The 21,742-nt window shown below is 39.5% G+C and carries 24 protein-coding genes; 23 read left to right on the top strand and 1 reads right to left on the bottom strand.

All coding sequences use genetic code 11. The features are described from left to right. The first annotated feature begins 18 nt into the window (after window positions 1-18). The 6 genes from JXQ92_RS06940 to JXQ92_RS06965 all read left to right on the top strand — a co-directional run bounded on the left by JXQ92_RS06940 (window position 19) and on the right by JXQ92_RS06965 (window position 4,109). Window positions 19-708, top strand: coding sequence for a DsbA family oxidoreductase (locus JXQ92_RS06940; RefSeq protein ID WP_421985875.1), 690 nt, complete (start codon window positions 19-21; stop codon window positions 706-708). Window positions 709-835: 127 nt separating this feature from the next. Then, window positions 836-2,005: a redoxin family protein gene (locus tag JXQ92_RS06945; protein WP_421985876.1), complete on the top strand. Its 1,170-nt coding sequence runs from the start codon at window positions 836-838 to the stop codon at window positions 2,003-2,005. 68 nt (window positions 2,006-2,073) lie between these two features. Further along, window positions 2,074-2,895 (top strand): alpha/beta fold hydrolase, encoded by an 822-nt coding sequence (locus JXQ92_RS06950; protein ID WP_421985877.1) that lies wholly within the window; start codon window positions 2,074-2,076, stop codon window positions 2,893-2,895. Window positions 2,896-2,900: 5 nt separating this feature from the next. Next, the gene (locus JXQ92_RS06955) at window positions 2,901-3,119 is read left to right on the top strand and encodes a hypothetical protein (protein WP_421985878.1); all 219 of its coding nucleotides are present in this window, start codon (window positions 2,901-2,903) and stop codon (window positions 3,117-3,119) included. A 75-nt stretch (window positions 3,120-3,194) separates the two neighbouring features. Next, window positions 3,195-3,497 carry an ArsR/SmtB family transcription factor gene (locus JXQ92_RS06960; protein WP_421985879.1) on the top strand — a complete coding sequence of 101 codons (303 nt, stop codon included), beginning with the start codon at window positions 3,195-3,197 and terminating at the stop codon, window positions 3,495-3,497. A gap of 9 nt (window positions 3,498-3,506) precedes the next feature. Next, window positions 3,507-4,109 carry a short chain dehydrogenase gene (locus tag JXQ92_RS06965; protein WP_421985880.1) on the top strand — a complete coding sequence of 201 codons (603 nt, stop codon included), beginning with the start codon at window positions 3,507-3,509 and terminating at the stop codon, window positions 4,107-4,109. A 49-nt stretch (window positions 4,110-4,158) separates the two neighbouring features. Here the strand turns inward: JXQ92_RS06965 and JXQ92_RS06970 are convergent, their stop codons facing one another. After that, window positions 4,159-4,593 (bottom strand): DUF2147 domain-containing protein, encoded by a 435-nt coding sequence (locus JXQ92_RS06970; protein WP_421985881.1) that lies wholly within the window; start codon window positions 4,591-4,593, stop codon window positions 4,159-4,161. Between the two features lie 73 nt (window positions 4,594-4,666). On the opposite strand from JXQ92_RS06970, the gene pdeM reads away from it, so the two are divergent. From pdeM to JXQ92_RS07055, 17 genes are all read left to right on the top strand, one after another. After that, on the top strand, window positions 4,667-5,299 hold the full coding sequence (gene pdeM, locus JXQ92_RS06975) for a ligase-associated DNA damage response endonuclease PdeM (protein WP_421985882.1): 633 nt from the start codon (window positions 4,667-4,669) through the stop codon (window positions 5,297-5,299). A gap of 73 nt (window positions 5,300-5,372) precedes the next feature. Continuing rightward, complete coding sequence (locus JXQ92_RS06980; protein WP_421985883.1) at window positions 5,373-6,272, top strand: cell division protein FtsX; 900 nt, start codon at window positions 5,373-5,375, stop codon at window positions 6,270-6,272. A 4-nt stretch (window positions 6,273-6,276) separates the two neighbouring features. Further along, entirely contained in the window at window positions 6,277-6,486 is a 210-nt protein-coding gene (locus JXQ92_RS06985; protein ID WP_421985884.1) for a DUF3098 domain-containing protein, read from the top strand. 3 nt (window positions 6,487-6,489) lie between these two features. Next, window positions 6,490-7,281, top strand: a complete 792-nt coding sequence (locus JXQ92_RS06990) for an undecaprenyl-diphosphate phosphatase (protein ID WP_421985885.1) — start codon at window positions 6,490-6,492, stop codon at window positions 7,279-7,281. Beyond that, complete coding sequence (truB, locus tag JXQ92_RS06995; protein WP_421985886.1) at window positions 7,282-7,983, top strand: tRNA pseudouridine(55) synthase TruB; 702 nt, start codon at window positions 7,282-7,284, stop codon at window positions 7,981-7,983. Between the two features lie 4 nt (window positions 7,984-7,987). After that, window positions 7,988-8,923 carry a bifunctional riboflavin kinase/FAD synthetase gene (locus JXQ92_RS07000; protein ID WP_421985887.1) on the top strand — a complete coding sequence of 312 codons (936 nt, stop codon included), beginning with the start codon at window positions 7,988-7,990 and terminating at the stop codon, window positions 8,921-8,923. A gap of 6 nt (window positions 8,924-8,929) precedes the next feature. Further along, a complete protein-coding gene (locus JXQ92_RS07005; protein WP_421985888.1) occupies window positions 8,930-9,628 on the top strand; it encodes a CoA transferase subunit A in 699 nt (232 codons plus the stop codon). A 10-nt stretch (window positions 9,629-9,638) separates the two neighbouring features. Then, window positions 9,639-10,298, top strand: coding sequence for a 3-oxoacid CoA-transferase subunit B (locus JXQ92_RS07010; protein ID WP_421985889.1), 660 nt, complete (start codon window positions 9,639-9,641; stop codon window positions 10,296-10,298). Between the two features lie 140 nt (window positions 10,299-10,438). Next, entirely contained in the window at window positions 10,439-10,786 is a 348-nt protein-coding gene (gldC, locus tag JXQ92_RS07015; protein WP_421985890.1) for a gliding motility protein GldC, read from the top strand. 230 nt (window positions 10,787-11,016) lie between these two features. After that, on the top strand, window positions 11,017-13,809 hold the full coding sequence (locus tag JXQ92_RS07020) for a TonB-dependent receptor (RefSeq protein ID WP_421985891.1): 2,793 nt from the start codon (window positions 11,017-11,019) through the stop codon (window positions 13,807-13,809). A 14-nt stretch (window positions 13,810-13,823) separates the two neighbouring features. Next, entirely contained in the window at window positions 13,824-15,398 is a 1,575-nt protein-coding gene (locus JXQ92_RS07025; protein WP_421985892.1) for a hypothetical protein, read from the top strand. A 384-nt stretch (window positions 15,399-15,782) separates the two neighbouring features. Further along, on the top strand, window positions 15,783-16,979 hold the full coding sequence (locus JXQ92_RS07030; RefSeq protein ID WP_421985893.1) for a DegT/DnrJ/EryC1/StrS family aminotransferase: 1,197 nt from the start codon (window positions 15,783-15,785) through the stop codon (window positions 16,977-16,979). Further along, a complete protein-coding gene (gene kdsB, locus JXQ92_RS07035) occupies window positions 16,976-17,710 on the top strand; it encodes a 3-deoxy-manno-octulosonate cytidylyltransferase (RefSeq protein ID WP_421985894.1) in 735 nt (244 codons plus the stop codon). The genes JXQ92_RS07030 and kdsB overlap by 4 nt, the downstream gene beginning before the upstream one ends. Beyond that, the gene (locus JXQ92_RS07040; RefSeq protein ID WP_421985895.1) at window positions 17,710-18,789 is read left to right on the top strand and encodes an iron-containing alcohol dehydrogenase family protein; all 1,080 of its coding nucleotides are present in this window, start codon (window positions 17,710-17,712) and stop codon (window positions 18,787-18,789) included. The genes kdsB and JXQ92_RS07040 overlap by 1 nt, the downstream gene beginning before the upstream one ends. 143 nt (window positions 18,790-18,932) lie before the next feature. After that, window positions 18,933-19,820, top strand: a complete 888-nt coding sequence (locus JXQ92_RS07045; protein ID WP_421985896.1) for a sugar phosphate isomerase/epimerase family protein — start codon at window positions 18,933-18,935, stop codon at window positions 19,818-19,820. Next, window positions 19,821-20,288 carry a GNAT family N-acetyltransferase gene (locus JXQ92_RS07050; protein ID WP_421985897.1) on the top strand — a complete coding sequence of 156 codons (468 nt, stop codon included), beginning with the start codon at window positions 19,821-19,823 and terminating at the stop codon, window positions 20,286-20,288. It abuts the gene before it with no gap. A 41-nt stretch (window positions 20,289-20,329) separates the two neighbouring features. Continuing rightward, on the top strand, window positions 20,330-21,664 hold the full coding sequence (locus JXQ92_RS07055) for a sugar porter family MFS transporter (RefSeq protein WP_421985898.1): 1,335 nt from the start codon (window positions 20,330-20,332) through the stop codon (window positions 21,662-21,664). Window positions 21,665-21,742 lie beyond the last annotated feature (78 nt).

Consider the following 21,742-nt stretch of genomic DNA (forward strand, 5'->3'; position numbering starts at 1 on the left):
TAACTCAAATAAACCGAAATGAGTCTAGCAACCATTACCGTAGATATTGTATCAGATGTAGCCTGTCCTTGGTGCTATGTAGGGAAACGTCGTTTTGAAGCCGCCTTAGAACAATGGAAAGGTGCACCAATAAAAGTAGAATGGCACCCTTATCAGCTTGATCCAAATATGGTTGAAGAAGGACTAGACAGAGACACCTATCTCGTCAACAAGTTTGGTAGTATTGAAAAAACTCAAGACATGACCAAGCACTTGACCAATGTGGGCAAAGAGGTTGGTATTAATTTCGATTTCGGGCCTAATTGGTTAGCAGTAAACACGTTGCACTTGCATCAGCTGCTGCATGTAGCCGGCCAAGAAGGTTATAAAGATCAATTAAAAGAAAAGTTTCTCAGCGCTTATTTTGAAGAAACGAAACACTTGAACAAGCGAGAGGTATTGAACGAGATTATGGCCGAATTTGGTTGGAGTTCAGATAGAGTTACGGCAGTAATTGAAGATGATTCTATTGCTTACGCTGTAAAAAGTGAAATAGCGCATTATCAACAATTGGGTGTCTCAGGTGTCCCTTTTTTCATTATTAATAATAAATATGGCATTAGCGGAGCCCAACCAAGTGAGGTTTTCCTTGAAGCTTTAAATTCAGTATCACCAATTGAAGTGGTGGCAGAAGGCGATAGCTGTGACCCAGCCACCGGTGAATGCTAAAACCGCTTATTTGGAGTAATAATTTAGTTGAAATTGCTCACCGCCCATGTGATTGGATTAGTCCTTATTTAAAATGAGTATTATCTTAGAGCATCGGCTAGGCAAATGCTGAAAAAAGAGCAAAACCATGAAAAACAGAGTCATCCCACAATTTTTACTGATCTTATTATTAATAGTTGGACTATTTTCTTGTGACGAAAAACAAGAAGTACCTGCCGATGGATTTATTGTAACTGGTAATATTCCGGGTCTAGAGACTGAATTCATGAGCACTTCCTACAGAGGACCCAATGGCGAGCGCGTAAATGACTCTGTTTTTGTTGAAAATGGCGAATTTACCTACATAGGAAAAATCGCAACACCAAGCTTTATCGTTTTTTGGCCAAACGATGAAAAAACGATCAAAAGATCTGGCAGAGGTTACTACCCTGCTAAATCTTCTCAATTCGCTTTCTTGGCGAGCCCAGGCGATCGCATCGAATTCAAAGGAGAAGTAACAGACTTTATTAATGCCTACCCTTCAGGCACACAAGCAAATGACGATCTGGCCAAAATTAACAGCGAGATCTTCCCGATGCTGAATGATGCAGTAAACCTTCAGTTAGAAATTAATACGCTAGAAGAAGGAGACGCAAAAAAAGACAATTTAAAGTCAAAGATGGCTGGTATTGAAGAGCAAGTCTTAGCCGTTAAAACTGCTTTTGTTCAGAATAACCCGAACTCTAAAGCGGCGGCTTGGTATTTATCCGATATGATGGTTAGAAGTCAAGTAAGTCAGGAAGATGCAATCGCAACTTTCAAATCTTTTGATACTGCGCTAAAAGGTTACACTTTTTATGAGCAAGTAGCCATGCGTGTCGAAGGTATTGAGTCCACATTACCCGGTAAGATCATGCCAAATTTCACTACTAATCTTACGCTTGATGGCGAACCTTTTGAGCTGAATGAATTGCGTGGAAAACACGTGCTCATCGACTTTTGGGGTATCTGGTGTGGACCTTGTGTAGCAGAAATGCCGAAGGTAAAAGAGTACAAGGAAAAATATAAGGATGAGTTAGTAATACTCGGTATTAACAGTGGTGACACTAAAGAGAGAATTGAAAAATTCATCGGAGAAAATGGATACGACTGGACGCAAGTAATGACAGGCCAAGGTGCAAACGATTTAGTTCTTAAACTGAATGTGGCGGGCTTCCCCACGAAATTCATCTTAGATCCGAAAGGAGAAATCTTGCATCGTTATGTCGGTGAAACGATCGATGCTTTTGATGCTATTGATCAGATTCTTCAAGACTAATCCATTTGTAAGCTGAAACACTACAAGGTTTTATGTAGTTATAAGTCTTTCGAAATCGCCACACAAGTATGCTCTTTTTGAAAGCTTATCTTTCTATTCTTCAGTTCATTTCACCTAAACTGGCTGCTAAGCAGATGTTTAGTTTCATGTCAAATCCTCGGATTAGCAAGCTGAGAGATTTTGAAAATGAAATTCTAGAGCAATCTGACAAAAAATTCATCAGATTCAAGGATTTTGATATTCAAACATATACTTGGGGCAAAACCTCATCAAAAGTGGCCATGCTTGTACACGGCTGGGAAGGACAAGCCGGAAATTTCGGTGGCCTTGTAGACCTCCTCTTGGAAAAAGGGTTTAAAGTGGTAGCATTCGATGCTCCAGCTCATGGGCATAGTTCAAAAGGAAGCACCAATATGTTTGATTTTGTGGAGATTATAGACTCGTTCATAATCAAGACAAATCCCGAGCTTATAATAAGTCACTCTTTTGGAAGTGTTACTGCAGCGGCCGCCATCAGAAGACGATCGGAACTTCAATTTAAAAATTGGATTATGGTCACCTGTCCCCATGACTTCAGAGAACGAATTCAAGATGTAGCCAATACCTTGAGCATTTCACAACCAACCATAGAACAGTTATTCGAATTGATTGAAGAAGATACCGGCGAGCACATTGACGACCTAAATATGACCAACTACTGTAGCAAAATTGCTAATGTAGAAAAGGTCACAATCGTCCATTCTATCCATGACAAAATATTGCCAATAAGAACTAGCAGAAAGGTACACGCGGCTTTTGAGCAGTCAGAAATGATTGAACTCGAAAATTTAGGACACTATAAAATTCTTTGGTCCAATGAATTGAAGGAAATCGTAAACAGAATTGCTTAACCCGTATGACAAAGACATTCATCACCTTCATGAAAGCGGCATTAACAGTTTCTGTAATTCTATTTTTCATCAGTCTTTACTATTTACTGTATAATGAAAATATTGGCTTAGATCCTGATTCTATGCTGATCTCCCTCCTCCTAGTTGTTTTTTCCGGACTAGCTTCTGCCGTACTAGTCATAATCCTTACGATACTTCATAAAAGAAAAAATAATTCTCAATAGCCTTATTAAATAGTCCTTCAGAAATTTCACGATATAACATATCGATATTTCTCGATTTATAAATATATTTGTATTGTGAACATCATTGACATCAATAAAGCACTGAGCAACAAAACAAGACTTGAGATATTGGGTTGGTTAAAGTCGCCAGACGAAAACTTCCCTCCACATGTAGATTTGGGGCATTTCAACGATGGGGTTTGTGTTCAGTATATCAAAGAAAAATCAGGCCTTTCACAATCGACCATTTCGCATTTCTTATCGCTTATGCAAAAAGCAGGGTTAATTATTCCAACAAGACATGGCAAATGGACCTATTACAAAAGAGATGAAGTCATGATTAAGAACTATGTAGCTCATCTAAACGAAGCACTTTAAAGAGAAAACATGAATATTTTAATTGTAGGTGCCAATGGCACAATTGGTAAAAAGGTAACGGCCAAATTTTCGGAAAAACATAACATTACCACTGCCGGAAGAAATGGGGCTGAGGAAGTTGTAGATATTTCAGATGCGAATTCAATCAAAAGCATGTTTGAACGAATTCCAGCACAAGACGCTGTCATTTGTATAGCCGGTGAAGCCAAATGGGACTACTTTAAAGATTTAACCGAGGAAGACTTTCATATAGGCCTGAAGAGCAAATTAATGGGGCAAGTAAACCTTGTTCATATTGGTAAAGATTACGTAGGCTCAAATGCTTCTTTCACACTTTCTACTGGTGTACTTGCTGATGACCCAGTGGTAATGACTACGAGCGCAGCCATGGTGAATGGTGCCATACACAGTTTTGCAAAAGCAGCAGCATTAGAATTAGAAAATGGTCAAAGAATCAACGTTGTCTGTTCAGGCTTAGTAGAAGATTCTAAAGAGAAGTATGAAGATTACTTTCCGGGTCACGATCCGGTACCAATGCCTAAAGTGGTTAATGCCTATGTAAAAAGTGTCTTGGGCAAAAACAATGGAGAAATCATACGAGTAAGTGCTTAACTCTTTTATCAAGACAGCCAACCGGTTGGTTAGCCTTCCTTTCTATTTTTTACTTATCCTTAGTCCAAACTACAGTACGGCCAAACATTGAGATGCCGATATAGCCTCTTATTTGAAGTTTACCTCTTTTCAAACGCATATAGCTATCATAAGTCTTTCCGTTTTCAGGGTCATAAATTTCACCCCCCTTCCATCTATCATCACCATCGAAAGTGAAGCCACTGACTAGGTTTATTCCAATAATTGGTCTTTTTCGAAGCGATTTATTGGAGTTGTTTTTGTCTAATTTTGATTCTCCCTCTTCATTTTTCGGCTCTTTTAGCCAAATGATTTTACCATTATACTTTCCCTGATCTTTATAAATCTCAATTTTCGCACGGCCATCATCTGTAAGCCAAACGCCCAAAATTTCGTCACCATTGTTTGCTTTTAAAGCGTTGATTTGAAGACTTGCTAGAAGTATAAGAATAAGTTTAATTTTCATGCTGTTGCTCTCTTATATTTGTCTATTACTTTGACCTTAATTCCTTTAACTCAAAGTAGATTGATTTGTTGGAATGATAGAATACAAATTTCGTAAACAAACGCTATGCCTACTTCCTGAAAAGGCGATTTTCTGGAAAGAAAAAAAACTTTTGATCATTGCAGACCTTCATTTAGGAAAAGCTGGTCATTTTAGGAAATCCGGAATTCCGGTATCCGACTTAGTGCATTCACTCGACATTCTGATACTCGATAAACTAATCGGGAAATATAAGCCGGATGAAGTGATCTTCCTTGGTGATCTTTTCCATAGCGATCATAACCAAGGTTGGGAAGTTTTTAAACGCTGGCTAAAATCGAAATCACCCCTCCCTTTCAAACTAATTCTTGGCAATCATGATGTTTTAACAAGCACTGACTACCGAATAGAAAATATGGAGTGTTTAATGTCGCTTGATATACCACCATTTAACTTCACCCATATTCCTGAAGCCTGTGAACTATACAATTTAGCTGGGCATATACATCCAGCGATTAAGCTAAGAGGGAAGGCAAAACAGAACTTGAGGGTGCCGTGCTTCTATTTCGGATTAGCAGGCGGTATACTTCCTGCCTTCGGTAAGTTTACCGGCACGGCCCGCATAGATATCTCAAAATCGGACGATGTTTTTGTAATTGCAGATAAAGAAGTCATTAAAATCTCCTGACCTCAAATAATATTAACCTCAACTGGAAGTTTACCTTTTGAAAATATAGTATTTTTGACCGAACCCCAGCAGTTTGACGAAGGAAGCAAAGAAATATAAACGCAAGAAAAAACTAGGCTCATATCAGTCTTTTAGTGTTGTTTTTAGTACATCGCTTGCCCTTTTTGTCATCGGTTTATTTGGCATTCTGGTGCTACAAGCCAACAAGCTCACAGCAGTCATAAAACAGAATATAGAAGTCCAGGTATATCTCAACAAAGATATCTCCTCCAGCCAAAGGGCAAGAGTCCAAAGCGAGCTATCGGCTAGCGACTATATCTTAATGAATGATGGAAACCCTGAAATCACCTTTATTTCGAAGGAAGTAGCCGCTGAAAAATTTATTTCGGATACCGGTGAAGATTTCTCTGCCTTTTTGGGTGATAATCCTTTAAAGGATGCCCTAACGTTTAAAGTAAACGAAGCATTTCAAAGCAATGACTCTCTTGAAGAATTAAAGCAACAGATTCAAAAAATCAGCGGTGTATTTGAAGTTACCTATGTAGAAAACTTAGCCGATTCTATCAATAACAACTTAGCTAAACTCAGCCTACTGCTTTTAGGAATTTCAGCGGTGCTTATCATCGTTGTGCTGTTGTTAATTAATAGTTCTATAAAACTTGCCCTCTTTTCGCAGCGCTTCTTGATAAGAAGTATGCAATTAGTGGGTGCTAAAAGTAGTTTTATCAAGTCTCCTTTTCTAAAGAGATCGATTTTACATGGTGCTTTTGCCGGTTTAATAGCCTCTATATTGCTTTTAGGCTTAAAAACTTTAGCTAATCAAGAAGTAGAAGGTCTTGAAGCCCTTCAACAAGAAGAACTAGTTTTTGCACTTTATGGCCTATTAATCATACTAGGTGCAATAATTGCCTATTTTAGCACTTTGAAGGCAATGAATAAATATTTAAAAATGTCTTTAGACGAACTCTATTAATACTATGGCAGAGAAAAAAAACAACTTCGCCTTTGGCAAAGAAAACTATAAATGGATGCTTATTGGATTAGGCGTTTTACTTCTAGGTTTCATTGTGATGTCTATGGATGGCGAACAACACGGTCAGGGATTTCTTGGTCTTACCCTCGGGCCAATTATCATTGTGGCAGGCTTTATCATTGAGTTCTTTGCCATATTCAAAAAGTCTAAATAATACATGAGTTTAATCGAAGCGATAGTCCTTGGCATAGTTCAAGGACTCACCGAGTTTTTACCCGTTAGTAGTAGCGGTCATTTAGAATTAACTAAAGCCATACTCGGAGATAGCAGCGTACCAGAAGAAAGCTTATTAATGACCGTGGTACTCCATGCTGCAACTGCGCTAAGTACCATTGTAATCTTCCGAAAAGACATTATCGAATTACTTTCAGGGCTGTTTCAATTCAAGAATAATGAGCAATTCAAATACTCAGTTAAAATCGTTTTATCAATGATTCCTGCCGCTGCAGTGGGCGTTTTATTAGAAGATGAAATTGAACAATTATTCGGCGGACAAATTCTCCTTGTAGGCCTTATGCTACTGGTAACTGGAACACTTCTATTCCTAGCCGATAGAGCAAAAAATACAGACAAAACCGTTTCTAATCGAAATGCGATAATTATAGGCATTTCTCAAGCCATAGCTATACTTCCAGGAATTTCCCGCTCTGGTGCCACGATCTCAACCTCTGTTTTACTCGGTATCGATAGGCAAAAAGCAGCAAGGTTCTCATTCCTAATGGTTGTACCACTAATTCTTGGTAAAATGGCCAAGGATTTACTAAGCGGGGATTTGATGGCCAGTAATACTGAACCTACACTCCTTTTAGCAGGATTTGCTGCTGCTTTTATAGCAGGTTTAATTGCCTGTACATGGATGATTAAATTGGTTAAAAAGAGCCAATTAAAGTACTTCTCTTACTACTGTTATGTGGTTGGTTTGGCAGCCATCATTTATACATTTGTTTAAATGTTACAGATCGACCCTCAGCTTACAAAGCAAGAAAACTTTACTGCCGGTCAAGTCATTCTAATAGACAAACCGCTCACTTGGACATCGTTTGATGTAGTCAAGAAAATTCGGAATCTGATTCGAATTAAGAAGGTCGGGCACGCAGGAACACTCGATCCTTTGGCAACAGGGCTTCTAATACTTTGCACCGGTAAAAAGACTAAATCCATTGAAGGATTCATGGGGCAGGAAAAGGAATACACTGGAAGCTTTACTATCGGCCAAACTACACCAACATATGACCTGGAAAGTGAAGTAACACCTGCCGTTGATATAAGTCATATTGGTAATGATGAATTAGAAAAGGCACGCCAAAATTTTATTGGCGACATTGAACAAATCCCTCCTATGCATTCTGCCATTAAAGTAAATGGCAAACGGCTATATGAACATGCCAGAAAAGGTGAAACTATAGCTGTCAAAAGCAGAAGCGTTTCCATTAAAGAGTTTGAACTGACAGAAGTAGATCTTCCTGTCATAAATTTTCGAGTAGTTTGTTCCAAAGGAACGTATATTCGAAGCTTAGCACACGATTTTGGACAAGCTCTCGGTGTGGGTGCACATTTGAGTAGTCTTCGTAGAACAAAAATTGGTGACTTCGACGTTGAAAATGCCTACAGTTTAGATGACTTGGTTAATCTTTTAAAAGACCTTTCATAGCCCGATGAAAATCCACCTGGGAACAGAAACGATACATGAAATAAAGAACGCCGTGGTTACCGCAGGTACATTCGACGGTGTACACAAAGGGCATCAGCAAATATTATCGAGACTTAGGGAAGTAGCCAATGCTAAAAATGGCCAAACGGTATTGATTACATACTGGCCACATCCGAGACTTGTATTAAATCCTCACGAAAACTCTTTGCTTCTACTTTCCACATTCCCTGAAAAAGCCAATCTTTTAGAGCAGTATGGGATAGATCATTTAGTGAAAATTCCATTTACGGCCAAATTCTCTCAGATTAGCCCTGAAGAATATGTAAAGGTTATTTTAAGTGAAAGAGTAAAAACAAGCCAATTGATCATTGGTTATGACCATCGTTTCGGAAAAAATCGATCAGGAGGTTTAGAAGAGTTAAAAGCATTTGCGCCAAAATATAAATTTGAGGTAGAGGAAATTCCACGACACGATATTGACGAAATAGGCATTAGTTCAACGAAAATCCGTAAAGCTCTGGAAACTGGCGACGTTGCAACAGCCAATAAGTACCTAGGCCGAAGTTACAGTATCGCGGGAAAAGTGGTTCACGGCCAAAAGAAAGGCCGATCTATTGGTTTCCCGACAGCCAATATAGTAGTAAAGGAGAATTACAAACTCATACCAGCCGATGGCATTTATGCCGTAAAGGTTTGTAACAAGTACAAGAAGTTCGATGGTATGCTCAACATTGGCCATCGACCTACCGTGGGAGGAGAAAACAAGACTATTGAAGTCAATATTTTCGACTTTAATGAAGATATTTATGATACTGAAATTAGTATCGAATTCGTAGATCACATCAGGAACGAAGTAAAATTCGAGTCCTTGGAAGCCTTAAAGCATCAATTGGAGGAAGATGAAAAGGCAGTAAGAAGTCGATTGAGTAAACTTAAATAAGTAAACATGATCAATAAAGAAGTAAGCAATGCCGATGAAGCCATTCGCGATATTGCTAACAATTCTACCTTAATGCTTGGTGGATTTGGTCTTTGTGGCATCCCTGAAAATTGTATCTCAGCACTTGTCAAAAAAGGAACCACAGGATTGACCTGTATTTCTAACAATGCTGGCGTAGATGACTTTGGCATTGGAATGATGTTAAAAACAAGGCAAGTCAAAAAAATGATTTCCTCCTATGTAGGAGAAAATGCAGAATTCGAAAGGCAGTTACTAAGTGGCGAACTCGAAGTTGATTTAATACCACAAGGAACACTAGCCGAACGCGTTCGAGCAGGCGGTGCTGGAATACCCGCATTCTTCACTCCTGCAGGATTCGGTACGGAAGTAGCCGAAGGTAAAGAAGTAAGGGAATTCGATGGGAAAATGCACCTTTTAGAAAGTTGGCTCAAAGCTGACTTTGCACTAGTAAAAGCATGGAAAGGAGATAAATCCGGTAACCTTGTCTTTAAAGGCACCGCAAGAAACTTTAACCCTATGATGGCTATGGCAGGAAAAATCACAATTGCCGAAGTAGAGGAACTTGTAGAAGTAGGAGAACTAGATCCTAACCAAATCCATACCCCTGGAATATACGTGCAGCGCATCTTCCAAGGCAAGGATTACGAAAAGAGAATAGAACAACGTACGACAAGGATTAAGTGATTTCATTGATATGTTAGATAAAATAGGCATTGCCAAACGTATTGCACAAGAAGTTCAAGATGGCACTTACATAAATTTAGGCATCGGTATACCGACGCTAGTGGCCAACTTTATACCAGATCAAATCAATGTTGTACTCCAATCTGAAAACGGATTACTAGGAATTGGCCCTTTCCCGGAAGAAGAGGCCATAGATGCTGACCTTATTAATGCGGGGAAACAAACCGTTACCACTATTAAAGGCTCTTCCCTTTTCAGTTCAGCAGAAAGCTTCGAAATGATAAGAGGTGGCCACGTTGACCTAACCATACTCGGTGCTATGGAGGTTTCCGAAAATGGCGATATCGCGAATTGGAAAATCCCCGGTAAAATGGTTAAAGGCATGGGTGGCGCTATGGACTTAGTAGCGTCTGCCGATAATATTATAGTAGCGATGCAACATTGCAGCCGATCTGGGGCTTCAAAATTGTTACCTGCTTGTTCTTTACCGATAACAGGAATTAATTGTGTAAAGAAAATAGTCACTGATATGGCCGTGCTGGATGTGCTTCCTGAAGGTGGTTTTCAATTGCTCGAACGAGCACCTGGTGTATCAGTAGAAGAAATTAAAGCTGCAACAGCCGGAAAACTGATTATAGAGGGAGATATTCCCGAAATGAAGTTCGAATAAATCGATTGCGTAAAAGCACTATTCCAGCATTTCTCAATTTTGTCACCATTTTGTCCCCAAGAAAAGAATCTTGGGAATGGTCCTGTTTATCTACACTAATCAGAGACAATTGAATTATATTTGGGTCTGAAAAAACATAAATGAAAGAATCAGAGATTAACCTCAGAGTAGAACTCGACAACGAAAATATCCCAGAAAAAATATTCTGGAATGCCACTGATAAAGACGTAGACGGAGAACAAGAAACAAAGTCTTTCAGCCTTTCCATTTGGGATCATAACAACCAAAACACTTTAAGAATCGACCTCTGGAACAAGGAAATGCCGATTGACGAAATGAAAAGGTTCTACGTTGATTGCCTTGGAGGGCTTGCTCAAAGCGTTCTAAATTCAACTGGAGATGAGTTTATGTCTCAAGCCATGAACAGGCTTTGCGATAAAATGGTAAAGCACCTAGAAGAAGAACTTAAGCAAAATCCTGAAGGCTAGAACCTTACCTTGCTTGCATTTTACTATGAATACGCAATACTATAATTACAAGAAATAAAGTGCTCTGCATGCATAACATTTTTCAAAAATCACTTTAATACTTCCAAAATCATATTAATTTTGGATATCGACGAAGGTTTTGCAATCTTATACCTTAGTCAAGCCAAACTTTATTTGTTTCAAAACTCTAAATGATGATGAATTTGAAGAGAATCTTTACATGTTTAACGATGGTCTTACTGACAATGCAAACGATTACATTGTCGGCTCAGACCCAAGTCTCGGTCTCTGGATCGGTCGTAGACGACGCCACTGGCGAAAGTCTACCGGGGGTAAATATCCGAGTCAAGGATAAGGTAATAGGTACAATCACATTACCTGACGGTAAGTTCTCGCTTACAGTCAAAGATGCCCCTCCTATCACCTTAATTTTTTCATATGTGGGTTATAAGCCACAGGAATTAGAGATCAACCAAAACAACGTTTCCAATCTAGAAATTAGAATGGAAGAGTCAGTTCTCTTCGGAGAAGAGGTTGTTGTATCGGCATCTAGAGTCGAGGAAAGCATCCTTACTTCTCCTGTTTCAATTGAAAAATTAGATATTCTAGACATTCAAAATACAACTGGGGCTACCTTCTACGAAGGTTTAGCTTCGTTAAAGGGTGTCGATTTCAGTACACAAAGTTTAACCTTTAAGTCAATCAACACTCGTGGATTTGGCGCAAATGGTAATACAAGGTTTGTACAGTTAATTGATGGTATCGATAACCAAGCACCAGGCCTAAACTTTGCAGTGGGTAACATTGTAGGTATTAATGACCTTGACTTGGAATCTGCCGAAATGATCCCGGGAGCAGCTTCTGCTTTATACGGGCCAAATGCAATCAACGGTATCCTTCTCTTAAACTCTAAAAATCCATTCGATTACCAAGGATTCAGTGCTTATGCGAAAACGGGTGTAAATAGTGTTGAAACAAATGCCACAGGTCAAATGGAACAAAATGCTGAACTCTATCAGGATTATGGATTCAGATGGGCTAAGTCATTCAACAACAAACTAGCCTTTAAAATCACTGGTTCTTACTTAAGAGCAAATGACTTTGTAGGTACAGATACTAGAGATCAGGGTTTTGCAACCTTTGGCGTAGTAGAACGTGGTGCAGATTCTAGAGGAAACAATAGATTTTATAATGGTGTAAACACTTATGGTGACTTCGATATTACTGTAGGACAAATTGCAGACATTGCTATTGCGGGCGGAAACACTACACTTCCAGCAATTAGAACTTTAATTCCTGACGGAGTCGATGGTTTATTTACGCCAACAGGTTTCGACGAAGCTACTTTTGTAGACAATACTACTGAGAGCATTAAAATTGGTGGTGCACTTCACTATAGATTGAATGATAACTTAGAATTATTAGGTCAGTTCAATTACGGATCAGGTAGTACGGTATACACTGCCAATGATAGATTTGTATTAGATAACTTCTCTATCTCTACCGCTAAACTTGAACTTAAAGGATCTGACTTCTACGTAAGAGCGTATACTACGCAAGAGAACTCAGGTGATAGTTATGCTGCTAATACATTAGCAACAAGAATTAACCAAGCTACTTACCTAGAGCCTTACTTACTAACATTTGCAGGTGCTAGACTTGCAGGACAGTCGATAGAAGCTTCTCATGCAGCAGCAAGATTATCTGCTGACGCAGGACAACCACAACCGGGTTCCGCTACATTTGACGCTCTTGCCGATCAAATTAGAGGTACTTCTATTGCACAAGGTGGTGCAAAATTCTTAGACAACTCTAACCTTTATCATGTTGAAGGTAGCTGGGATCTTACAGATAAAATCGATTGGGCTGAAGTTGTAGTGGGCGCTAACTGGAGACGTTACGGACTTGTTTCTGAAGGTACTCTTTTTGCATTAGACAATAACAATGAAGAAATTTCCTTCACTGAATGGGGTGCATATACGCAAATCACTAAGCGTTTTCTTGACGATAACTTGAAAATTCAAGGATCGATGAGATACGATAAAAATGAAAACTTCGAAGGTCAGCTTTCTCCAAGAATCTCAGCAGTGGGTACACTTGCAGGTAACCATAACATTAGAGGTTCATTCCAAAGAGGTTTCCGAATTCCTACTACACAAGATCAGTTCATCGACCTAGATGTAGTTACAAGAAGACTAATCGGTAGCAATAGCCTATTAGTAGACAGATACAACTTCCAATCGAATCAAATCTATACTACTAACAGTGTAAATGCAGCCAGAGCAGCAGGCGATGCTTCCCTCCTAGTAAACGAGGTTAGAGTTAATCAAGATTTCGATACTGAGAAAGTAAATACATTTGAAGTAGGTTATAAAGGACTTTTCCTTGACGGCAGACTTTTGGTAGATGCTTACTACTATCACAGTGTTTATAATGATTTCATTGCAGAGATTGACTTCACGCAAGCAGTACCGAACGGTTTAACTGGTGCAAATCCAGATTCAGGAACTCCAGCACAAAGAGATGCGATTGTTAATGGAACTGTAGCTACACAGCGTTATGGATTCGATATCAATGCTGACGGACAAGTTAAATCTCAAGGATGGGCTGTTCAACTCGACTATACATTAGACGGTGGATATTTCATTGGTGGTAACGTTGCCTTTAATGAATTGATCTCTCAACAAGACTTATTAGATCAAGGCTTTAGAGCTAGCTACAACACGCCTAAGTACCGATACAACATTAAGTTTGGTAACAGAAAAGTAACTGACAACTTAGGTTTCAATATTACTTACAGATGGCAGCAGGCTTATTTATGGGAATCTTCTTTCGGAGTAGGTGTAATTCCTGAATACGGTTCTTTAAATGCTCAAGTGAGCTACAAAGTTCCGGAGTGGAAATCGACGATTAAATTAGGTGCAAGTAACTTGTTAAATGAGCGCTATACTACTTCATTCGGTAACCCGAACATTGGTGGTATTTACTATGTACAAATCACATTTGACGAATTCTTTAAGTAAAATCCAGTACAGAAATGAAAAATCTTAAGATATATTTATTCGCACTTTTAACTTTCGTTTTCGCCATCCAATCATGTGACGAGGACGTGGATTTAATTGCGCAGCAGTTAGCCGATAACCCGCTTCCAGGTGAAGTGACTGGTACGCCAGGTTCATTAGACTTGAGCAATTATGTTTCTATTGGTAACTCAATAGCGGCAGGATTTCAAGATGGTGCTTTATATACAGATGCACAAAATCAGAGTTTTGCAACCTTTTTAGGAAGACAGTTCCAAGTAACCGGAGTTGGTGGTGGAAGTTTCAACGTGCCGTCTATTAACTCGGCCAATGGCTTCTCAGGAACAAATCCTGCCGGTGGTTTCTTTGGTAGATTTGAGCTTAGCTTAAGTCTTTTAAGACCCTTACCTACTGCTGGAGAGTTACCCGAAGCTTTTGATGGAGATAAATCTTCATTGAATAATTTTGCCGTACCTGGCATGAAAATGACAGATATTTCAAATGTCGGTCTAGCAAACAACGGACTATATGCTCGTTTTGCAACTTCTCCCGGTACATCAACTGTATTAGGAGATGCTTTAGCAGTAGACCCAACTTTCTTCACATTTGAATTAGGTGCTAACGACGTTTTAGGCTACGCTACATCAGGAGGAGCAGATGAAGGAGATATTACTGATGCTGCAACTTTTCAGGCTAATCTACAAACATCTTTAGGTGCTTTAGTAGGAAGTGGCGCACAAGGTGTGGTTATGAATGTTCCTTTGATCCTTACTGCTCCATTTTTTAGAGCGGTTCCATACAATGCAGTTCCTTTAGATGCTGCTACAGCTAACGCACTTAATGGCGGGTTTGCCGGATTTAATCAAGCATTAGCAGGAATGGTACAAGCAACACTGATCACGCAAGCCGATATGGATCAGAGAATGGTTCAGTATGCCGCTGGTCCTAACCCCATTCTAATTGTTGATGATGCACTTGAAGACTTGGGACCTAAATTCGATCTACTTGGACTTCCTGCTACTCTAAGAGCAGGTTTGGAGCCATTTAGACAATCTAGACCAGCAGTAGCGACAGACTTAGCATTATTAACTGCTGCAGGTGAGATTGGCCGCGATTTGACTGGCAGTGGAACAGTTTTATCAGGAATCTCCGTTCCTATTGCCGATAACTTCATACTTACGCAAGCAGAACAAGTAAATGTAATTACAGCAAGAGCTACATATAATGCCATTATTTCTGGTGTAATAGCAGCCATTAATGCTGGGCAAGGAAGTACTGTTCTTGCAGAATATGATATTAATGTTCAAATGGCAGATATCGCTGGATTGACTCCAGCCTTAGCAACACAATTAGCACTGTCAGACGCAGCCATTGCAGCAGCAGATGGCGTTTTAGGTATAGTGGTAGAAGGTGTAAACCTTGCACCAGACTTCAGCCCGAACGGTGTATTCTCTACAGATGGTATTCACCCTAACCCTAGAGGACATGGTATAGTTGCTAATGCTATCATTCAGGTAATGAATGATACGTTCGGATCGACTATTCCATTAATGAGCGTATTACCACTTAGAAGCGTGCTTACAACAGACTAATACTTAACAAGACAAAATGAAAAGGGCTCCGAAAATTCGGAGCCCTTTTTTTATGGGTTATATAATGTTATTTAAAAAAAAGAAACCCGAGAACGTCCTTCTCGGGTTTCACCTCAACCAATAGATTAATAACCATCAACTTCACTATCCAACTTCACTTTGTTTTTTGCTTAACCTGACTAATAGTTTACAAGACTCTTGCCAATTCACTGTATAATTTTAATTAATTGATTATCAGATGCTTACAAAATTTAACATTGTGCCAAAAACCATTTTCCTTACCATATATAGAATTCTCATCCCAAATTGGGATTCTTTAAGCCCATTCTGCTTATGAGACATCAGGTTTTCTAGCTATTTTTGCCTGCTAAACACTCCCTCCTTATGCCTGGATTTGAAATATTTGGAACAGAAGAAAGAAAAGAAGTCAACGACGTGCTTGAATCTGGTATTCTAATGCGTTATGGCTTCGACCATATGCGAAATGGTCACTGGAAAGCCAAAGAACTCGAAGAAGCTATCACTAAGACTTTCGATGTCAATCATGCGCAACTCACTTCAAGTGGAACAACGGCATTGAGTACAGCAATGGCTGTTATGGGTGTAGGCGCTGGTGACGAGGTAATCATGCCAACTTTTACATTTGTAGCAAGTTTTGAAGCCATAATTGCTGCTGGTGCTACGCCCGTTCTAGTTGATATTGACGAAACACTCTGCCTAGACCCAAAAGCAGTTGAAGCGGCAGTTACTCCAAATACCAAAATGGTAATGCCTGTCCATATGTGCGGATCCATGGCTCAGATGGATGAATTACAAGCCATTTGTACAAAGCACAACTTACTCTTGCTAGAAGACGCATGCCAAGCCATCGGTGGAACTTTTAATGGCCAAAAACTAGGCACTATCGGAGACGGTGGAACTTTCTCTTTCGATTTTGTAAAAACAATCACCTGTGGAGAAGGTGGTGTGTTTTTAACTAACAACGAAACCTATTTCAAAAATGCGGACCACTATACTGACCACGGGCACGACCATGTGGGCAGCGATCGAGGAGCAGAAACACACCCCTTTCTAGGTTATAACTATAGAATTTCTGAGCTCCATGCGGCAGTAGGTCTCGGGCAAATACGCAAACTAGATCAAATCCTAGCTACCCAAAGAAAGAATAACGCTGTTATTAAAGCAGCGCTCAGCGAAATAGAAGGTGTTACTTTTAGAAGAATTGCTGATCCCAAAGGAGACAATGCTTCATTCTTATCCTTTTTCTTACCAACTGAAGAATTGACTAGAAAAGCCCATAAAGCATTGCTTGAAAACGGACTTGGAGGCAATTTCTATTGGTTTGATAATAATTGGCACTACATCAAGAAATGGGAGCACTTAAAGAATGCCACTTCCCTATTTCCATTAAACCCAGGATTAGTAGAAGCCATCGGCAAAATGGACTTTGATAACTTCAAACAATCTGATGCGATTATGGGCAGAACCATATCTTCTTTAATTAACCTAACATGGACTGACGAACAGGCGAATGAAAGGGCTGAGAAAATGGCTGCTACGATTAAATCTGTGCTTTCATGAAAGTAGTTGCCCTTATTCCTGCAAGGTATGATGCTACAAGATTTCCAGGTAAGCTTATGGCTAAACTTGGCAGCAAATCCGTAATCCTACGCACTTATGAATCTGTCATTAAAACAGGGCTATTTACTGAGACTTATGTAGTTACGGACTCAGATGTCATTTTCGACGAAATTTCTTCGAATGGTGGGAAGGTAATTAAGAGTCAGAAAGAACATGAATGCGGAAGCGATCGGATTGCTGAAGCGGCAGAACAGATTGATGCAGATATTATAGTGAATGTTCAAGGCGATGAACCATTCACCAAAAAGGCTCCTTTAGAACAACTTCTCGCTGTATTTGAAGGAGAAGATGCAGAAAACATTGATCTAGCATCGCTCATGCAGGTTTTAAATAAGGTAAATCTGATTGAAGACCCAAACTATGTCAAAGTTGTCGTCGACAATAACGATTATGCGCTCTTCTTTTCAAGATCTCCGATCCCCTACCCTAGAAATAAAGAAGCCGATACAAAATACTTTGAACACATCGGTGTATATGCCTTCAGAAAACAAGCATTGCTCGATTTCTATCATACACCAATGACGGTCTTAGAAGACACTGAAAAAATTGAATGTTTGCGATATCTTGAAATTGGCAAAAAGATCAAGATGGTAGAAACAGAATACATGGGTATTGAAATCGATACACCTCAAGACTTAGAAAACGCGAAAGCATTTATTGAAGAAGACTAATGACAGCATTTAAGAACTTCCCAATGGTTAAAATGGTCGTTTACGGCCGTGGTTCATTCGACCAAACCTCAACTATTTTAGCCCCTCAACGAAAAGGTGATTTTCCTTTTATCTTCCTTGTAGATGATATCTTCAAAGAAAGAGAAAGCCTTACTTCAAGAATCCCCTTAGAGAAGAATGATAAAATCATTTTCGCTAGTGCCGATGATGAACCCAAAACCAAGCAGGTAGATCGTATTGCGAAAGAACTTATTGATGAATTTGGTCAAGTATCAGGCATCATAGGCCTTGGCGGTGGCAGCATGTTAGATTTAGCTAAAGCTGTTGCCTTAATGATGACCAACCCCGGATCATCTGCCGATTATCAAGGTTGGGATTTGGTAAAAGTACCAGGCGCCTATCACGTGGGCATCCCTACCCTTTCAGGTACTGGTGCAGAAGTTTCAAGAACCACCGTGTTAACCGGGCCTGAAAGAAAACTGGGAATGAATTCTGATTATACACCCTTTGATCAGATCGTACTAGACCCGGCATTGATCAAAAATGCTCCTAAAAATCAAAGATTTTACACCGGAATGGATTGTTACATCCACTGTGTAGAATCATTAACTGGCACTTATCTAAACGCATTTTCAAAATCCTATGGTGATAAAGCTTTAGAGCTTTGCGAAGAAGTATTTCTTGAAAAAGACGTTTGGGACGAAGACTCTGACGACAAACTAATGATGGCATCCTATCATGGTGGTATGTCAATTGCCTATTCTCAAGTTGGCGTAGCGCACGCCGTTTCTTATGGACTCAGCTTTTTATTAGGTACTAAGCACGGCATTGGTAACTGTATAGTATTCGATCAATTAGAAGAATTCTATCCGCAAGGCGTTGAAAAATTCAAAGCCATGGTAGACAAGCATGAGATTGATATTCCAAAAGGGATTTGTGCAGGCCTATCGGACCAACAATTCGAAGAGATGATCGATGTTGCTTTGTTTTTAGAACCACTTTGGGAAAATGCACTGGGAAGTAATTGGCGTGACACCATCACCCGAAAAAAACTTCGCCAAATGTACGAGAAGATGTAATCATCAATTGATACTAATCCCTTAATCGTCCGTTAAAGGTTTGATTTGTTACTGATTGGCATATTTATTGAAAATGATGCCCTTAAATAATCAGTAGTTTGATTGACTGATTTTTAGTAGTTTCCAACTTAAATTTATCTCAAATGAAACGCAGAGACTTTATTGGAAAAACCAGCGTGGCCACCGCAGGCCTTATGACAGCACCTGGTTTAGTTTCCAAAGCATTAGAAGAAGATATAGTGAAATCGTTTGGTTTCCAGGCTTATACGGTAAGAGATGTTATTTATGATGACATGGCCGGCACCTTGAAAACACTCAGAAAAGCTGGGTTTAGCTATATGGAGCTGTTCGACTTCCAAGAAGGAAAAATCTTAGGTAAGCCAATTGCTGAAGCCAAAAAGATTATAGAGAAATCTAAACTGAAAGTAAAAAGTATCCACGTTCCTACTGGGGCCGCAGATGGCCAAAAAGTGTCAGGAACAATGAATATAGACTTTCAAAGGGCTGTGGATGATGCAGCAGAACTCGGGGCGGAATATTTAGTTTGTCCATACCTTACCCAAGGAGAAAGAACTAAAATTGACCAGTACAAAGCACTAGCTGAACTGCTTCAAAAGTGTGGTGAAATGTGTCAAAAGTCAGGTTTAGGCTTTGCATACCACAATCATGAATTTGAATTCGAAAAACTACAAGGTCAAATACCTTATGACATTATTCTAGAAACAGATCCATACTACGTGAAATTAGAATTGGATATGTTCTGGGTACGTTATGCAGGTCTAGATCCAATCAACCTAATCAGGGAAAATGCTGGTAGAATACCGTTATGGCATGTCAAAGACCTATCTCTCGATGATGGTAAAAAAATGACTGAAGTAGGAAATGGCATCATTGACTGGCCACAACTATTCAGATATCAAGTAGAATCAGGAATGCGATACTTCTACGTAGAGCAAGACACAAATTTTGCTAACAACAGTATTGAAAGTTTGAAAACAGGTATTAAACACCTGAAGAAAATGAAATACTAATTGGAAATAAAACGATTAACAAAGGCATCTGAACAAGATGCCTTTTTGCTTTCTAAGATCGCCCAAAAGGCTAAAGCTCATTGGGATTATCCGAAGGAGTGGCTAGCACTTTGGCGCAATGACCTCACGTTTGATCCAGCTTATTTAAACGCACAAAACACCTTTGTTATTTACCACAACGACACAGAAAAGATCGTAGGTTTTTGTGTCATAGAAAAAGAAGAAGAATTTTTCGTTATTGAGCATTGCTGGATTGAACCAAGTCACCATGGTAAGGGACTCGGCAAAACCTTATTAAAATCGGTTCTTTCAAATAGTGAATTTCGAAATCAACCTTTCCAAGTACTCTCAGACCCAAATGCTGTCGGATTTTATGAAAAATTTGGCTTCAAGATTATAGAAATGATCCCTGCCCAGCCAGCAGGCCGTGAATTACCTTTAATGCATATGATTAATAATCGCCATTAGTTTGAAGAGAATTAGTATCTTACTTCTTGTCATTCAACCTTATGCAATCTAATAAACTTCGTTTTTGGGCGATTACAGTCGCTTTAGCCGGTTTTCTTTTCGGTTTCGACACAGTTGTTATTTCTGGAGCCAACCAGCCCATTAAAGCCCTTTGGAATACAACACCATTCTTTCACGGTACTTTCATTATGTCTATGGCCCTTTGGGGCACAGTTTTCGGTGCACTTCTAGGAGGGGTACCATGCGATAAGTTTGGCAGAAAAAAGACACTCTTTTGGATTGGTATCCTCTATTTAGTATCTGCCATAGGTTCGGGATTAGCTACTGATCCTTACACCTTCTCATTTTTTCGATTTATTGGCGGACTAGGAGTCGGAGCATCATCTGTAGCTGCCCCTACATACATTTCAGAAATTTCTGGCCCGCAAAACAGAGGGCGGCTCGTTGCCTTATATCAGTTTATGATTGTGTTCGGAATTTTGATCGCCTTCATTTCAAATTTCCTTTTAGATGGCGTCGGTGGAGAAAATGACTGGCGATATATGTTAGGCATAGAAGCCGTACCAGCCGTTGTTTATTCCATCATGGTATTAGGCGTTTCCGAAAGTCCACGTTGGTTGGTTTTAAAGAAAAAAGCTAACGACGAAGCCTTGAAAGTTTTAAAACTCATTAATCCAGAAAATGCGGTAAAAGAATTAGAACGCATTGCCCTTGATATAGCACCAAAAACAAAACAAGGCGGATTATTCTCCAAGAAATATAGCAGACCTATAGTGCTTGCCTTTCTATTGGCCTTTTTCAACCAACTCTCTGGCATAAATTTCATTCTCTATTACGCACCTGAACTCTTAGATACGGCCGGTATCACAGATGCATTACTTAGCTCTATTTCCATTGGAGGTATCAACCTTATATTTACAATCCTCGGTATGTTTCTGATTGACAGATTGGGACGTAAACAGTTAATGTATATCGGATCTATAGGCTATATCATTGGTTTAACAGGAACGGCGTGGTGCTTTTATGCTTCTGCCAATCCAATTGTCTTGCTTTGTTTTATCCTTTTATTTATTGCCGCGCATGCCATCGGCCAAGGCGCAGTCATCTGGGTATTTATATCCGAAATCTTCCCTAACCAAGTACGTGCTTTTGGTCAAGCATTTGGCTGTGGTGTGCATTGGGTATTTGCCGCATTAATCACCCTGCTTACACCTATATTTATCGATAAAGAAGATGGCATATTTGGAGAAAATCCATGGCCTGTTTTTGCCTTCTTTGCGGTTATGATGTGCCTTCAATTGCTCTTTACATGGAAGGTTATGCCTGAAACAAAAGGCAAATCTCTCGAAGCGCTTGAAAAAGAACTTGTGAAGTAAACCAGAAAACCTATTTAGAAGCCTTTTTGGGCTTACCGCACATGATATTGCTTGTTGTATCAGTATACAAGAATGAGT

The sequence above is a fragment of the Roseivirga sp. genome, from assembly GCF_049099775.1.
Classification (GTDB): Bacteria; Bacteroidota; Bacteroidia; order Cytophagales; family Cyclobacteriaceae; genus Roseivirga.

Bases quoted from the DNA above. Each gene is read 5' to 3' on its own strand.
- JXQ92_RS07025 (WP_421985892.1), top strand. From the start codon at position 13,824: ATGAAAAATCTTAAGATATATTTATTCGCACTTTTAACTTTCGTTTTC.
- JXQ92_RS07040 (WP_421985895.1), top strand. From the start codon at position 17,710: ATGACAGCATTTAAGAACTTCCCAATGGTTAAAATGGTCGTTTACGGC.
- JXQ92_RS07045 (WP_421985896.1), top strand. From the start codon at position 18,933: ATGAAACGCAGAGACTTTATTGGAAAAACCAGCGTGGCCACCGCAGGC.
- JXQ92_RS06945 (WP_421985876.1), top strand. From the start codon at position 836: ATGAAAAACAGAGTCATCCCACAATTTTTACTGATCTTATTATTAATA.
- JXQ92_RS06970 (WP_421985881.1), bottom strand. From the start codon at position 4,593: ATGAAAATTAAACTTATTCTTATACTTCTAGCAAGTCTTCAAATCAAC.
- JXQ92_RS07005 (WP_421985888.1), top strand. From the start codon at position 8,930: ATGATCAATAAAGAAGTAAGCAATGCCGATGAAGCCATTCGCGATATT.
- JXQ92_RS07030 (WP_421985893.1), top strand. From the start codon at position 15,783: ATGCCTGGATTTGAAATATTTGGAACAGAAGAAAGAAAAGAAGTCAAC.
- JXQ92_RS06950 (WP_421985877.1), top strand. From the start codon at position 2,074: ATGCTCTTTTTGAAAGCTTATCTTTCTATTCTTCAGTTCATTTCACCT.
- JXQ92_RS07010 (WP_421985889.1), top strand. From the start codon at position 9,639: ATGTTAGATAAAATAGGCATTGCCAAACGTATTGCACAAGAAGTTCAA.
- JXQ92_RS06985 (WP_421985884.1), top strand. From the start codon at position 6,277: ATGGCAGAGAAAAAAAACAACTTCGCCTTTGGCAAAGAAAACTATAAA.
- gldC (WP_421985890.1), top strand. From the start codon at position 10,439: ATGAAAGAATCAGAGATTAACCTCAGAGTAGAACTCGACAACGAAAAT.
- JXQ92_RS06965 (WP_421985880.1), top strand. From the start codon at position 3,507: ATGAATATTTTAATTGTAGGTGCCAATGGCACAATTGGTAAAAAGGTA.
- pdeM (WP_421985882.1), top strand. From the start codon at position 4,667: ATGATAGAATACAAATTTCGTAAACAAACGCTATGCCTACTTCCTGAA.
- kdsB (WP_421985894.1), top strand. From the start codon at position 16,976: ATGAAAGTAGTTGCCCTTATTCCTGCAAGGTATGATGCTACAAGATTT.
- JXQ92_RS06940 (WP_421985875.1), top strand. From the start codon at position 19: ATGAGTCTAGCAACCATTACCGTAGATATTGTATCAGATGTAGCCTGT.
- JXQ92_RS06990 (WP_421985885.1), top strand. From the start codon at position 6,490: ATGAGTTTAATCGAAGCGATAGTCCTTGGCATAGTTCAAGGACTCACC.
- JXQ92_RS06955 (WP_421985878.1), top strand. From the start codon at position 2,901: ATGACAAAGACATTCATCACCTTCATGAAAGCGGCATTAACAGTTTCT.
- JXQ92_RS07000 (WP_421985887.1), top strand. From the start codon at position 7,988: ATGAAAATCCACCTGGGAACAGAAACGATACATGAAATAAAGAACGCC.
- truB (WP_421985886.1), top strand. From the start codon at position 7,282: ATGTTACAGATCGACCCTCAGCTTACAAAGCAAGAAAACTTTACTGCC.
- JXQ92_RS07055 (WP_421985898.1), top strand. From the start codon at position 20,330: ATGCAATCTAATAAACTTCGTTTTTGGGCGATTACAGTCGCTTTAGCC.
- JXQ92_RS07020 (WP_421985891.1), top strand. From the start codon at position 11,017: ATGGTCTTACTGACAATGCAAACGATTACATTGTCGGCTCAGACCCAA.